Source organism: Oleiphilus sp. HI0080 (assembly GCF_001635135.1).
Genome location: NZ_LWFU01000224.1, coordinates 1 through 15,117, shown reverse-complemented (window position 1 = coordinate 15,117; position 15,117 = coordinate 1). Strand labels below are relative to the sequence as shown.

General features: G+C 45.5%; 12 protein-coding genes. All 12 read left to right on the top strand.

Annotation, left to right across the window (positions count from 1 at the left end; all coding sequences use genetic code 11):
• Nucleotides 1-4: 4 nt before the first annotated feature.
• The 12 genes from A3751_RS21695 to A3751_RS02430 all read left to right on the top strand — a co-directional run bounded on the left by A3751_RS21695 (nucleotide 5) and on the right by A3751_RS02430 (nucleotide 14,864).
• Nucleotides 5-142 (top strand): helix-turn-helix domain-containing protein, encoded by a 138-nt coding sequence (locus tag A3751_RS21695; protein ID WP_231876826.1) that lies wholly within the window; start codon nucleotides 5-7, stop codon nucleotides 140-142.
• 60 nt (nucleotides 143-202) lie between these two features.
• On the top strand, nucleotides 203-3,583 hold the full coding sequence (locus tag A3751_RS02480) for a DEAD/DEAH box helicase family protein (RefSeq protein WP_068451705.1): 3,381 nt from the start codon (nucleotides 203-205) through the stop codon (nucleotides 3,581-3,583).
• A 25-nt stretch (nucleotides 3,584-3,608) separates the two neighbouring features.
• Nucleotides 3,609-5,222 (top strand): class I SAM-dependent DNA methyltransferase, encoded by a 1,614-nt coding sequence (locus A3751_RS02475; protein WP_068451702.1) that lies wholly within the window; start codon nucleotides 3,609-3,611, stop codon nucleotides 5,220-5,222.
• On the top strand, nucleotides 5,219-6,418 hold the full coding sequence (locus A3751_RS02470; RefSeq protein ID WP_068451698.1) for a restriction endonuclease subunit S: 1,200 nt from the start codon (nucleotides 5,219-5,221) through the stop codon (nucleotides 6,416-6,418). The genes A3751_RS02475 and A3751_RS02470 overlap by 4 nt, the downstream gene beginning before the upstream one ends.
• Nucleotides 6,419-7,360 (top strand): 5'-nucleotidase, encoded by a 942-nt coding sequence (locus tag A3751_RS02465; protein WP_068451694.1) that lies wholly within the window; start codon nucleotides 6,419-6,421, stop codon nucleotides 7,358-7,360. It begins immediately after the preceding gene.
• Between the two features lie 29 nt (nucleotides 7,361-7,389).
• Nucleotides 7,390-7,842 carry a hypothetical protein gene (locus A3751_RS02460; protein ID WP_068451692.1) on the top strand — a complete coding sequence of 151 codons (453 nt, stop codon included), beginning with the start codon at nucleotides 7,390-7,392 and terminating at the stop codon, nucleotides 7,840-7,842.
• Nucleotides 7,843-7,891: 49 nt separating this feature from the next.
• Nucleotides 7,892-8,239 carry a hypothetical protein gene (locus tag A3751_RS02455; RefSeq protein ID WP_068451685.1) on the top strand — a complete coding sequence of 116 codons (348 nt, stop codon included), beginning with the start codon at nucleotides 7,892-7,894 and terminating at the stop codon, nucleotides 8,237-8,239.
• A gap of 83 nt (nucleotides 8,240-8,322) precedes the next feature.
• Complete coding sequence (locus A3751_RS02450) at nucleotides 8,323-8,538, top strand: hypothetical protein (protein WP_068451682.1); 216 nt, start codon at nucleotides 8,323-8,325, stop codon at nucleotides 8,536-8,538.
• On the top strand, nucleotides 8,535-10,208 hold the full coding sequence (locus tag A3751_RS02445) for a DUF3696 domain-containing protein (RefSeq protein WP_068451678.1): 1,674 nt from the start codon (nucleotides 8,535-8,537) through the stop codon (nucleotides 10,206-10,208). Before A3751_RS02450 ends, A3751_RS02445 begins: the two co-directional genes overlap by 4 nt.
• Nucleotides 10,208-11,113, top strand: a complete 906-nt coding sequence (locus tag A3751_RS02440) for a hypothetical protein (RefSeq protein ID WP_068451676.1) — start codon at nucleotides 10,208-10,210, stop codon at nucleotides 11,111-11,113. The genes A3751_RS02445 and A3751_RS02440 overlap by 1 nt, the downstream gene beginning before the upstream one ends.
• Nucleotides 11,114-11,124: 11 nt before the next feature.
• Nucleotides 11,125-12,981 carry a nuclease-related domain-containing DEAD/DEAH box helicase gene (locus A3751_RS02435; RefSeq protein WP_068451675.1) on the top strand — a complete coding sequence of 619 codons (1,857 nt, stop codon included), beginning with the start codon at nucleotides 11,125-11,127 and terminating at the stop codon, nucleotides 12,979-12,981.
• An 86-nt stretch (nucleotides 12,982-13,067) separates the two neighbouring features.
• Nucleotides 13,068-14,864, top strand: coding sequence for a DUF262 domain-containing protein (locus A3751_RS02430; protein ID WP_068451674.1), 1,797 nt, complete (start codon nucleotides 13,068-13,070; stop codon nucleotides 14,862-14,864).
• Nucleotides 14,865-15,117 lie beyond the last annotated feature (253 nt).

Below are 15,117 nucleotides of genomic sequence, written 5' to 3'. Positions count from 1 at the left end.
GATTATGGGCGATGTAGCTGTAGAGTATATCCGCCAAGCGCTTGAGGTTAGTAGTCAAAACAAGACTCGAGCAGCACAGCTGCTGGGATTAAAAAACTACCAAACCCTAAACAATTGGATGGAAAAATACGGAATTTCCTAAGAACAAAAATAAACTTGGCACGGCCTTCGCTTTAAGGTCGTCATGGATAGAATAAATTTTATGGAATCAGTCAACTTTGAATTCTTGCGACCAGAGAACGAGCTATTGGCAAACCTCGGCGGTTTAGCCGAAGCGGTCCTGCATATCGATCCGGGCAGTGCGTTAACGCGCCTACGCAGCTTCGCAGAAGAACTCACCAAAGCGGTCTACAAAGAAGAAGTTTTGCCGCGCATGCCACAATCCAGTTTCTACGAACTGGTTAAGAACCCCGTGTTTGAAGACTGCGTCAGCAAATCCCTGATTTATCAAATTAACTTCTTACGCATTCAGGGCAACGATACAGCCCATGGTGCCGAAGGTGAGGTCCGTAACGCACAAATGGCTCTAGCTACTGCCCATCAGCTAGCTATGTATATGGGCGTGAAGTACTACGGCAAGAAAACAGATCAAATACCTGAATTTGAAAATGTTAAAGATCCCACCGAAAAGCTAAAGGCGCTTGCAAAGTCTGTATCAAGCTATGAAAAAGATCTTCAGCAGCAACAAGACGAATTGCAGCGGGTGATGGATCAACTGGAGCGAGAGCGAACCAAGAACATAGAGAAGCTTGAGCCGCCAGCGCGACCTGACCAAGAGAAACGCCAGAAAGAAAGTCAGCATGTAGCCGATAGTTTACAGTGGAATGAAGCCAAGACTCGATCGTTGCTAATAGACGCTATGTTGCTTCAGGCTGATTGGGATGTGAATGACGCCGAAAAAGTTGGGCAGGAAGTGGAAGTTGCGTTTCCCGACAACCCAAGCGGTAAAGGTTATGTTGATTATGTGTTGTGGGGCGACAACGGCCAGCCTTTAGCCGTCGTCGAGGCCAAAAAATCTGGTAATACCAACCTTCAAGCAGGTCGTGAACAAGCGCGTTTATACGCCAATGCACTTGAAGACATGGGCTATCAACGTCCTGTTATTTTTTATAGTAATGGTTATGAAACCTTCATTTGGGACGACAAACAATACAACACCTATCGCCCTGTCTATGGCTTCTACAGCAAAGACAGTCTCGAATATCTTATCTACCAACGAAGCTATCGAAAGGCGGAGCTGGAAAGGTTTAATCCTGAATTGAAGATTGCGGATCGCCCCTACCAGATCGAAGCCATTAAAACGGTCGCGGCACATTTTCAAAGCCAACGCCGAAAAGCCTTAATTATTCAAGCCACAGGCACGGGTAAAACACGCGTTGCGATTGCGCTTGGTGAATTATTGCTTCGCACAAGTTGGGCAAAACGCGTGCTGTTTCTTTGTGACCGAAAAGAGTTACGAGTGCAGGCCGATGAAGCCTTTAAACAAAATCTACCCTCCGAGCCACGCTGTGTTATCGGTGAAACAAACCTCATCGACCAAACCGCACGCATTTATATTGCGACCTACCCAGGCATGATGAATCGCTTCACGCAGCTAGATGTAGGCTTCTTTGATCTAATCATTGCCGATGAGTCGCATCGAAGTATCTATAACAAGTATCGCGACCTGTTCGAATACTTTGATTCGATGCAAGTGGGTTTGACCGCCACACCGGTGAAATTTATCAGCCGCAACACTTTCGACATTTTCGATTGTGAAACCACCGACCCAACCTTTGAATTTGGGCTAGATGCGGCCATCAATAACGAGCCCCCCTATTTAGCACCGTTCAGAGTAAAAGACCTCACAACCGACTTTTTGCGCGACGGTATTCACTATAACGACTTAACGGATGAGCAAAAGCGCCAGCTTGAAGAAGATCTCGGCACAGAAGAAGCGCAAAACACAACAATTGCCGGCAGAGATATCGGCCGTAAGATCTTCAGTGAAGATACCGACCGCATCATCCTTGAGAATTTAATCAATAATGGCATCAAAGACGAAACTGGTTCGTTGGTCGGCAAGAGCATTATCTTCGCCCAGCGTCAGGACCACGCAGAGCATTTAGAAAAACTCTTCTGCAAGCTTTATCCGCAATACGGTACAAAGGTATGCAAAGTCATTCACAATGCTATTCCGCATGTGGGCAGCTTGATTAAGGAGTTTAAAAAAGGCGACAACGAATTCCGCATTGCCATCTCTGTCGATATGCTGGATACCGGTATCGATGTACCCGAGGTGGTGAACCTGGTGTTTGCCAAGCCTGTGAAGTCCTGGGTGAAATTCTGGCAAATGATTGGCCGAGGCACACGCCTACGACCAAACCTGTTTGGCCCAGGCAAAGACAAAACCGAGTTCCTGATCTTTGACCACTACGGCAACTTCGACTTCTTTGAAGAAGAATACCAAGAGCCAGACGACACAGGCAGCAAGTCGCTGCTACAAACAACCTTTGAAGCACGTATAGAACTCGCGCAAGCTTCTTTACGAAACAACCATGCTGCAGGTTTTGATACTGCCATCGAACTGCTCAGAGCCGATATAAATGACCTGCCCGAGACCAGTGTTGCCGTAAAGCGCCAATTAAGGTCAGTCCATCAATTGCAGCAAAGCGATTTATTAAAAAGCTTCGATGCGTCAACACAGCATTTATTAGTGAACACCATTGCGCCGCTCATGTCAGCACGTGTCTTGCGTGACAAACATGCGACATCATTAGATAAACTAATGGCCGTGATTGAAACCTGCATGGTGGAACAAGCAAGCTGCTTTGATGACGGTCGTGACCAGTTACTCGCGGATATCGATAAACTCGCTATCAACATCAGTGCAGTACGCCAGAAAGACGCCGTCATCGCAGAAGTACGTAGTGCTGAGTTCTGGGCTTCACCCACTATCGATAAATTAGAGCGTGTACGCAAAGAACTGCGCGGTATCATGAAATATCGCAAATCTGAAACCGGCCCCGGCTATGAAACCGGCTCTACGCGCACTGGCGATTCCGGCGTACGCGACACCGAACGCGAAGTCAAAATTGCCGGTGCAAGCGAGGCCTTAATTTACCGCCGCAGGCTCAAAGAGATTCTCGATGGCATGGTTGAGGCAAACCCAACCCTGCAACGTATTCGCAATGGCGAACCAATTCCCGAGAATGAGCTTCAAACACTTACCTCGACCATACTCACGAGTCACCCTGGCGTAAGCCTAGAAGTACTCAATGAGTTCTATGGCCGCACTGCTAGCCAGCTTGATGTCACCGTGCGTGAAATAATTGGTGTAGATCCGCAAGCGATTGAAGAACACTTCAAAAGCTTTCTGCACGCACACCCAACACTTAGCGCTCAGCAAGTACGCTTTATGAACCTGCTAAAGAATTACATTGCTCAGCATGGCACCATCATGATCGACAAGCTTTACGATGCGCCCTTTACAAGCGTGTCGCACGAAGGTATCGACGGGGTGTTCACATCAGACGATGTGGGCGAACTCATCGCAGTACTAAAACCGTTTATCCAAACTGAACATTCCGAATCAACCAAATAGAAACTAAAAGACAAAGTAGACCATTATGCTAACAGGCCAAGTCCGCAACGATATCGACAAACTCTGGGAAAAATTCTGGACCGGCGGTATTACCAACCCCTTAACCGTGATCGAACAGATCTCCTATCTCATGTTCGCCCGCATGCTCGACATGCAGGAAGACGTGGCAGAGCGAAAAGCATCACGCACGGGGAATGACTTCTCGCGTTTGTTCCCTAACAACCCGGAAGCCCAGTTACTTCGTTGGAAGAACTTTAAGAACCTAAGTGGTAAAGAGCTTCACAGCCACCTCAAGCAAAACGTGTTTCCATTTTTTGCCACCCTTGGCAAAAAGTCCGATGCAAACGACGGCTTAGGGGACGATGGCAGCGCCATCGAAGCGCTAGGGCATATCGGTGAATACATGCAAGACGCCGATCTCGAAATCAAAAACGAGTCGGTTCTCGTTAGCGCCATCGCACTGGTGGATGACCTACCGCTTACGCAAAGCGACGTGAAAGGCGATATCTACGAATACCTGCTGAGCAAACTCACCACGGCAGGCATTAACGGGCAGTTCAGAACGCCACGCCATATCATCGATGCCATGATCCAAATGATCGACCCACAACCGACCGAGTCCGTATGTGACCCTTCCTGCGGCACCGCGGGCTTTCTTGCACGCACCATGGAATACCTGAATGTTACCTATTCCAGCTCAGAGGCCGAAGGCGGCCGATGGAAAGATGAAGAAGGCAACTGGCATTACACCGGCGACAAGCTGGAGCCCTACCGTGAACACATTAATACAGAGATGTTCTGGGGCTTCGATTTTGATACCACCATGCTCAGAGTGTCGAGCATGAACATGGCTTTGCACGGGGTGAACGGCGCCAACATTCTGTATCAAGACAGCTTGAGTAAATCCATTAAAGAACACTTTCCACAGCAGGAAGAAGACTTCTTCGATGTCATTCTCGCCAACCCTCCGTTTAAAGGTGCAATAGACGAGACCAATACCAACCCCGATGTATTGGGTGTGGTAAAAACCAAAAAAACCGAGCTTTTGTTTGTAGCGCACATCCTGCGTTCGCTCAAGCTCGGTGGCCGCGCCGCTGTGATCGTGCCAGACGGTGTTCTCTTTGGCTCTTCCAAAGCCCACCAACAGCTGCGTCAGAACCTCATCGAGAATAACCAACTAGAAGGTATCGTCAGCCTACCCAGTGGTGTATTCAAACCCTACGCCGGCGTTAGTACCGCTATTTTGATATTCACCAAAGGTGGCAGCACGGAGCGCGTCTGGTTTTACGACCTGCAAGCCGACGGCTATTCACTAGACGACAAGCGTACAGAGCTGAAAGGTGAAGACAGCAACGACCTGCCCGATGCTATTGCCAACTGGAAGCAATATCGAGAGCTAGTTGAGTCGAACGCCTCATCAGAAGATATCGGTAACGTTTTTGGTGACAAGACTCAAAAAGCCTTTGTCGTTGATGCCAAAGATATAGCGAGCAACAAATTCGACCTCTCCATTAACCGCTACAAAGACGTGGTTTACGAGGAAGAAGAATACGAAGATCCGGAGGTGATCTTGGGAAAGCTGAAAGCGCTTGAGAATGACATTATGGCTGACCTCAATGAGCTGGAGGGGATGCTGTGAGTTGGCAAATGGTGAAGTTAAAAGATTGCTGCAAAGTAATTGGAGGAGCAACGCCTAAGAGAAATATTGATGAATATTGGAACTCGCCTGATGTTCCTTGGGTGACCCCAAAAGACGTATCTAACCTTTTTGGAACTGTACTAGAAGACGCTCCGGAATATATTTCTGCTGAGGGCTTTAAGAGCTGTGCAACGTATATGCTCCCAAAGGGCAGTATTTTAGTCACATCAAGAGCTCCAATTGGGAACATAGCGATAGCCGGTAGAGATATGTGTACCAATCAGGGGTTTAAAAGCTTAATACCCCAAGACGGGGTTGATGGTATCTATCTTTACTACTGTATGTTGGCGTATTCAGAAAAGTTACAGGCTTTAGGGAATGGAGCAACGTTTAAAGAGGTATCAAAGAAGATAGTTGAGGATTTTGAAATCCCGCTCCCATATCCAGAAGACCCTGAAAAGAGTCTCAAAGAACAAAAACGCATCGCCGCCATCCTCGACAAAGCTGACGCCATTCGCCGCAAACGCCAACAAGCCATCCAACTCGCCGACGAATTCCTCCGCGCCGTGTTTCTGGATATGTTTGGAGATCCGGTGACTAACCCTAAGGGGTTTCCATCGAGTAAGTTGGGAGACTTATGCGAGGACCTATTTCTTGGCCTGACTTCTAAGGTTGACTATATAGAAGGGACAAATGGTTTTCCTCTGGTTCGAGCAAAAGACATTAATACCGGTGAGCTAAGTTTTGACGATGCAAGATATATCTCTGAAGAACAACATAAAAAGCTAACAAAGAATCATTTGACCCGAAAAGGTGATTTGCTTGTTAGTAAATCAGGGACCTTGGGGACTTGCGCGATAGTCAGAACCGACAGAGAGTTTAGTACTTACGAGAGTATTTTTACCGTAAGGCCAGATAGGTCAAAGCTAGATCTTTACTACCTGATTCATCTTCTACAAAACAAGGGGTTCAAGGAGAAGTTAATTGGTAACAAAGTTGGCGGAACGGTATCGCACCTTAATTTAAAAATGTTTAGAGATTTTGAGGTGGGCGTGCCTCCTTTGAATCTTCAAGAATCATTTTCAACAGCAATTCTCAAGTGTGAGGCAAAGTTAGAAAAATACAGAAATTCCGGGTCGGAATCTAAACAGCTATTCAATTCTTTAAGCCAAAAAGCCTTTTCGGGAAGACTATAAATGCCTGCCTATCCCATCGACCAAAAGCTGGTAATAGCGGTCTCATCCAGCGCTTTGTTTGATCTTAGTGAATCTGATAAGGTCTTCCGAGAAAACGGAGCGAAGGCTTACAAAGAGTTTCAGGAAGCACATTTGGATAAGGTTTTAAACAAAGGCGTCGCCTTTCCGTTTATCCGCAGATTCTTGTCAATCAACGACCATTTTCCAGAGTTAAAGCCCGTTGAAGTGGTGTTGCTTTCACGTAACTCCACGACAACAGGTCGCCGAGTGTTTCGATCGATCAGACATTATGGTTTGGATATTTCGCGAGCCGCGTTCTTAACGGGTTCATCTCCGTTTCCGTATATTCCAGCGTTTAATGCATCACTATTTCTTTCTCAGAATGAAGCAGACGTAAAAAGTGCAATTAACGTGAATTATCCAGCCGGCATCGTGATGCCTTCAAAAGTGAATGATGATGAAACGGATGTTGAGCTAAGAGTGGCCTTCGACTTTGACGGCGTGATCGCTGATGACGAAGCGGAAACGGTATATAAGCAAGGCGATCTTAACGACTTCGAACAACACGAAACCAGTAAACAAACGACACCTCATAATCCAGGCCCGCTAGCGGACTTGTTTAGAAAATTAGCAGGCATCCAGCGCCTCGAAACAGAAGCACAAAAGAGAGATGCAAGCTACAAGCGGGTGCTGCGAACAGCCATTGTAACCGCACGAAATGCACCGTCTCATGAACGTGTAATCACCACGCTTGAAAGCTGGGGTGTTTGGGCTGATGAAACCTTCTTTCTCGGAGGTATGGAAAAGAACCGAATACTCGGTGTACTAAAGCCCCATATGTTTTTCGACGACCAGCGCACGCACCTTCTTCCGACAGGCGATAATGTACCGATGGTACATATACCATTTGGTGTTGCGAATAGCGCGAATAAATCTGAGTAAAAGACTGGCTAACAGGGAGATATGAGTTTATGGAAATAGTGTTCAATTTATGGGCGCACTACGACAGCAGTTCTCAAGTCATTTATAGTCTTAGCGGCAAGGCATATGTGATGGAAGGCTCCGAACGAGAAAAACTCGATTTACTAAAAACCCTATCGAAAACAGATTATTCAACTGCAGAAAGGTTGGCGGTAAATAAACGCTTTGTTGTAAATATGCCTGATGGAACGACAAGGCAAAGGGTGACACTGACGAGCACACTGCAAGATCCTGCAGCCCAGTTATTCGAGGAAGTATTTCAGTATCTAGAAAGACAATTACCCCCTTTACCTGATTTCAGCGGCCCTGAAGTACGTTTTTTATCCCAGAAAATTCCGGATGCACCGCTATGCGTAACAACGTTATTGTATGAGGATAGCTCAGGTAACATTCGACCAATCATAAGCCAGGAAGATGCTGTCTGGATGCAGCGTCAATCTTAGTTATCTTGGTTAGAGAAGATGAGGCGCGAAGGCGCCAGAGAGAGATAAAATGAAAATAAATGGAATTGAAGCAGTAGACTATCTATCAAAAATCTCGGAAAGAGTTACTCTTTTCGACAAAGATAATACAGACAAGTTTTGGTGCTACAAACTTAAGTCGGCAAAGAAAACGGAGTTTGCTTTTGATCCAAAAACGAAAACTGGACTTTTCGTAAGGGTTGATAAAATGCCGCCAACTCTACCGGGCATAACCGCCATTGAGAGAATTGCAGGCAAAGATGTTTCAACAGCGCTAGGCAGAGTCTTCTCAGGGGGACTTCACAAAGCAAACTTTAGCTGTACGATCGAAAGCGAGGAAGCCTTGTTGTCTTTCATAACCTATTACGAGTCTCTTTAACCAAATCAAATAAGATCGCTCCACCCGAGATGTGTTTGACATACTTCTTGGACGTTGCGCTAAGAATAATAACGAGTTTTAAAATGCGAGTAACTAATTTAACCATCCAAAATTTCAAGGGGTTCGGTGATCCTGTAGAAGTGCCATTAGCGAACACCACCCTGCTGTTTGGGCCAGATAGTGCGGGTAGAAGCTCTATCCTGCATGCTGTCAGTTATCTTCACTCCATTGGCTGTGCTCGCTTATTAAACCCCTCAAGCGAGATTAACGAAACAAGCAATTTGGAAGCAGTCGAATGAGAATAACAAAGCTATCACTAACTAATTTCAGGTCGTTTAAAGAGACTCAGGAAATAGAGTTTGCTCCCATCACGCTTTTGTTTGGGCCAAACAGCGTGGGCAAGTCTAGTGTATTGATGGCACTTTTTTATGTTCAACAAATACTGTCAAAGGGACAGTGCGACCCAAGGCAGCTTGATGCTTTAGGCGGTAAAAAAATTAAAGGGTTCGAAAGTCTGGTTCATGGTCGAAATACTAAAAATCGGATTACGATAAAGCTCGACATAGACAAAAAAGGGGAAATCGGACAAACCTTCGCAAAACTTCCCGACCTAATTAATGAGGACTTTGGCCTAACCGCAGAAAGTCCTTGCGGCATAGCTGATTCGTTTTCAGTTGAACTAGAAATTGCCTGGTCTGCTCATAAAGAAACAGCTTATGTTTCACAAACTCGAATATGGCTAGATGATCGCCTAGTTGTGAAACTCGAAAGTGATGCAGGCTTAAAACAAGCACGAATTTCCTATATTAACTTCCACCATCCGTTGTTGCTTTCTGATGAGGACGCAGGTGAGTTCGCCTTACCCACAACGGAGCTTGAAACTCTTATTCAAATTGGTAGCCATTCACGAGGAAACCAAACATCCGAGGATAATACATCTATAGGATTTTTGAGTAAGTTCGGAGCGATCGTTATTCCAGGTCAGACCGTTGCTACTGGCATGGATCTGGATGACCCGCTACGTACAGAACGCGTGCATGAAATTCTTTCCGATATTATTGATGCCCCCTTCCATAATCTTCTTCGCTATCTGAATAGCAGTGTCTGTATTGGTCCGTTGCGAGTAATACCCGACAATGACTACACGCATAATCCCTATCCTGATCAGGGAGGTTGGTATAGTGGTGAATCTGCTTGGGATGTCGTTCAAGGCGAGCCAAGTGCAGTCGAGGAGGTTAACCATGTATTAAGAGCTAATGACGGGCTTCAACTCGGATGCGAACTGCGAAAAATGATGCGCGTCGGCCATACAGCTTTCACAGGGAGCGCAGACCAAGCCTTAGATCTGAAAAGCATGGCGAAACTCGACCCAAATGCCAGGATGACGTTTTCAAAAGAGGACACCAGCGAAAACCCTGATGCTGAGCAAACCCCTATTGATATTAAAGGCTATTTGGCTTCGCTTGGCGAAGATTATGCTATCAACGAGGACGATTTCCGACCGGACAATCTTCAGAGAAAGGTCGTACTTTGGGACAGCTCCCACAACATACAAGTAGACGCATCTGATCTAGGTGTCGGCGTCTCTCAGCTTTTCCCTCTAATTATCGCTAAAGCATTAGTCACCAATGGCCTTATAGCTTGCGAGCAGCCAGAGCTTCACGTTCATCCTAGAGTGCAAGTAGGGATTGGCGATCTTCTGCTCGAACGCAAGTTCAATACCTCTAGCCTAATAGAAACGCATAGCGAACATTTGATTCTTCGTTTACTCAAACGTGTTCGCCAAACTACCGATAGCGAATTGCCCGAAGGCTTTGACCCAGTGAAGCCCCAAGATATTTCGATCGTTTATATAGAGCCTTCAGATGATGGCGTGAAAGCGCGTCGTATTCATATTGACGAAGATGGAGAGTTTATAGAGCGCTGGCCACATGGGTTCTTCAACGAGCGAAGAGAGGAGCTGATGTAGTGCTGCACGAATACGCTATCTCTCCTCAACTCCTTCAAGAGTGGGCATCAAATGTAAGAGATTACCGAGAGTTTTTAAGGGAGTACGGATTAGGCTCACCTCGCATACCAAGCACGTTCCCAAAACAAAAAGCTAGAAAGCTCCGTTCGTACTTTTTGAGTGAGGGACCGCGAGACCAAGAGCCAAATCAAGCTCGAAGATATTTGGAAATGGTCGAACACCTTGCGGAAACTACCATCTCGCGCGAAGGAGTATCAAGTGGGCAGGGTAATTGGAATGCTGACGTTGTAGATGAGAATGAACGAGCACCTTTTCATGTTGTGTTATCTGTCCAGCCAATAGACACTCCCTGTAACTTAACACCTCAAACTATGTATTTAGGTGATAGCGCCTGGAATCATGATAGGCAGGTGTCAGTGGCGCGTCGATACGATTTTATTTCCCCGTTGATTAGAGACATGCTCCGTTTGGCAACAGACAAAGTGATAATCATTGATAGCTACGGGTGGAATGGCCGAGCGATAAATTTTATTACTCAGGTTATTCAGGATGTCTTTAGAGACAGGCTGAGTACATGCACTCCCTCGCTACATCTCTTTTACAAAGAAAATAGCTCTAGTCCCCGAGCCGATATAGTTCGGGCGCGTATCCTCGACGCATTACCCCCACAAGCAAATTCAATTGAATTAAGGGTTACCGAGCTTAGAGAAATGGCTGGGAGCGACGTGTTCCATAATCGTTACATTTTGACTGAACATGGTGGCGTCACATTAGGACATGGAGTTGATGTATCAGAAGTCGAAAACCATACCGATGAGATAACGTTAATGTCTAGAGTCGTGTATGAAAGAAAGTGGAATCAGTATATCGACAACCTTTGTTTTGAGATTGTGAGCCAAGCCTGAAACTATTAACCATGAATAGAATTGTCTCACCGCCAAGAAGCGAACTTCATAAGCTACGTCAGGAGTTAGAACCTGGTGAGTGGAAGGTTTTTGAGTTCTTTGATACTTACCTCGACCCTGCCTGGGAAATCTATATTCAGCCTCACATGAATGGCCTTCGGCCCGATTTTGTATTGCTGCACCCCAATGTAGGTATGGCAGTTTTTGAGGTGAAGAATTGGGATTTTTCTGCAGTTAAGTATTGGGTAGAAGAGAGGAATGGTCGTCCACCTATATTACTCGCTAGCAAGGGTGGTCGAACTTTTTCCAAGCAAAACGAAAACCCTGTTGAGAAAGTCTATCAGTATAAGCAAGAGCTGTTTTCCCTTTATTGTCCTCGATTACAGCAACGAAACGGATTTGCAGTGATCACTGCGGGAGTGATATTTCCTAGTGCTGAGGACAATTTCGTCAAAGCGCTTTTTCATCAAAGCCTCGTGTATCGAGGGATGAAACAATTCCCACGCTATAACCCCGTCTCTGGCAATACTTCATTAACGATGGGCAGCTTGTCTGATGTATTTCCAGAGGGCGCTAGAAAGTCTTCAAAATTCATGAATCCCGAACTAGCGAATGATCTCCGTTACTGGTTAGTTGAACCTGATTTTTCTGCTACTCAACGCATACCGTTAGAACTCGATGAAAATCAGCGCGCTCTAGCAACTACCAGAACAAAGTCGGGCTATAGACGTGTTAGAGGTGCCGCTGGTTCAGGCAAGTCACTAGTCTTGGCGGCAAGAGCGGCCGAACTATTAGGAGAGGGAAAACAGGTTTTAGTTGTTACTTTCAATATCACTCTTTTGCACTATCTCATGGATATAGCAGTTCGTTGGCCTAAGAAACAGGGGAATACCAGAAAAGATGTTACTTGGCTGAATTTTCATTCTTGGTGCAAAAGGGTGTGTGTTCTAACCGGACATTCTAACGACTATCATGACCTATGGGCGCGATCAGGTAATGAAAAAAACGTATTAGATATAGCCCTGCCTAGCCTAGTAAGCGAGATACTAGATAGTGCAGATGGAATCCTTGCGACCAAATACGATGCCGTTCTAGTTGACGAAGGACAAGACTTTTTACCGAGCTGGTGGGGCGCATTGCGAAAAGTGTGTAAACCGGGTGGTGAAATGTTACTCGTGGCGGATGCAACTCAAGACATCTATGAAACAGCGAGCTCATGGACAGATGAAGCGATGACTGGCGCAGGCTTTCGCGGTGAATGGGCAGTGCTTCCAGTTAGCTATCGAATGCCACAAGAGGCCTTGGAAAAGGCCAAAGAGTTTGCTCAACGCTATTTACCGAGCGACAAAGTCTTTTTACCGCAAGGGCAGCAGGGCGCTTTCGACTTGGAACCTTGCTCCCTCCGATGGGTTCAATGCTCTAGCGATAAGGCTGTTAAACAGTGCTTTGATGAACTCATGCGTTTTTTCAAGCCAAGTCAGGTTTCTAATCCAGCGATCTCTGACGCTACATTCTTATGCAGCCATAAAGAGTTTGGCCAAAGTGTTGTAAAAGAGCTTGGGGATCGCGGCATTAACGTAGTGCATACATTCCACCCTGATGATCAGGAGTCTCGACGACAAAAAATGGGATTCTACATGGGTGACGCCAGAGTAAAAGCCACTACTCTTCATAGCTTTAAGGGTTGGGAGTCTCGTTTGTTAGTGATCTATATCACTGAATCAGTTAGCCCGAAAGATTTAGCGTTAATCTATACTGGGCTAACGAGACTAAAACGAAGTGTTTATGGCAGCTGCTTAACTGTTGTCTGCAGTGCAACAGAGCTAGAGAGTTATGGAGCAACTTGGCCGGAGTTTGATAAAGCATAGACTGAGCTTTAGTCGCTCAAATTTTATCTTTCATCTTTCTTGTTTAGTGGGTTTCAGTTCACTATCCGTTTATTAAGGAGAGCCGTTTGTCTTCCCAAAAATATTCAGTCAATCAGCATTTAATCGAGACCATGCTTACCTGGGTCAAGTCGGGGGAGATTGCAATTCCTGAAATTCAGCGCCCCTTTGTTTGGGATGCCACCAAGGTACGCGATTTGATGGACAGCCTCTATCAGGGGTTTCCTGTGGGATACATCATTGCGTGGCGAAATCCTACTGTGAAATTAAAGGACGGTTCGCTTGCGGAAGGCAAGAAAGTACTGATAGATGGTCAACAGCGGGTCACCGCACTGACAGCTGCGATCAATGGTCAACAGGTTGTTAACCAAGACTATAAACAGGTGCGTATGCGAATCGCTTTTCACCCAATAGACGAACGTTTTGAAGTTCACAATCCGGCGATAAGTAAAGATAAAGCCTGGCTGCCGGATATAGCGCCAATCGTTAATGGTGAACTTAAGGCACATAAGGTGGCTAAGGATTATCTTTCACAAAACGCTGATTTGGATGAAGATCTTATATACGAGCGCTTGGATAAGCTATGCGACATCGTGAAAAAACAAATCGGTCTTATAGAGCTGGACTCAGAACTCGACATTGAGACGGTAACGGAAATTTTCATTCGGATTAACTCCAAGGGCGTTGTGCTTAGTCAGGCCGATTTTGCAATGTCTAAAATTGCTGCTAACGAGGAGTTTGACGGCAATACTTTGCGTAAAGCGATTGATTATTTTTGCCATCTTGCTATCGCTCCAGAGTTCTACCCGCACATTGAAAACAATGACAAAGAGTTTGTGAAGACTGACTATTTCATGAGTATGCGTTGGCTCCGAAAGGAAAATGACGACCTGTACGACCCAAGCTACTCAGATATGTTGCGCGTTGCGTTTACAACGAAGTTTATTAGGGGACGGTTATCGGACTTGGTTGGTTTGCTGTCAGGACGAAATTTTGAAACCCGAACGTATGAGAAGGATATCGAGGAGGCTTCTTTTCAAACCCTCAGTGAGGGCGTGACAGAATTTATGAACGAAACACATTTTAAGCGCTTCCTCATGATTATTCGTTCCGCTGGCTTTGTTGATAAGGGAATGATTCGTTCTAAAAACGCTTTGAACTTTGCCTACATACTTTATTTAAAGTTGAAGCGTGATCTTGGAAACAATCCGAACATCGAAAGCTGGGTGCGTCGATGGTTTGTGATGTCGCTGCTAACAGGGCGTTACTCCGGTTCACCTGAGTCACGATTTGATAAAGATATTAAGGCGATTCATCAGGACACGTTTGAGAGAGTGCTTGAGTCGATCGAGAAGGCTGAGCTGTCAGATGCGTTTTGGAGCGTAAGGCTGGCACAAAACCTTACCACAAGCTCCGTTAATTCACCTGCGCTAAAGGTATTCTGGGCTGCCCAAGTAAATCTGGGTGACAAAGGGTTTCTTTCGAAAGATATAAGCGTACGAAACATGCTGGAGCACCACGGCGACATACATCATGTTTTCCCTAAAAACTTCCTTAAGAAGCATGGCTTCACCCAGGGTAAATACAATCAGGTGGCAAACTATGTATATGTTCAGCAAGAAGTGAATATAAAGATCGCAGACGCGCCACCTGAACAATATATTGCAGATGTGTTTGCACAGTGCGATAGCAAAGACCCTAAGTATGGGGTAATAAAAGATAGGTCTGAGTTTGAAACAAACCTTGCCGATAACTGCCTACCGGAAGATCTAGATTCCTACTCTATAGATCAGTATGAGTCCTTTTTACAAGCACGTCGCGAAAAAATGGCGAATAAGATCAAACACTATTATTTCTCTTTGTAGCATGAGAATGTTCCAACCTACGCGTTGTTCTGCTCGCGGCGATGTAAAGTCGCGAGCTTTCGAGAAACTTAATAAATGAAAACAAAACTGGCGAGCTAAAACTGAACGATTCAGAGAAATCACTGCTGATTTTGAAAAGCCCTAACAATTTAAATTGTGTCGGCTTCATTTCTAGAGCGTTATCACGCGATAACATAAATAAAACTACATAATAATAAATTATCTTATCTTTAGAAAAATAACAATTCAACCC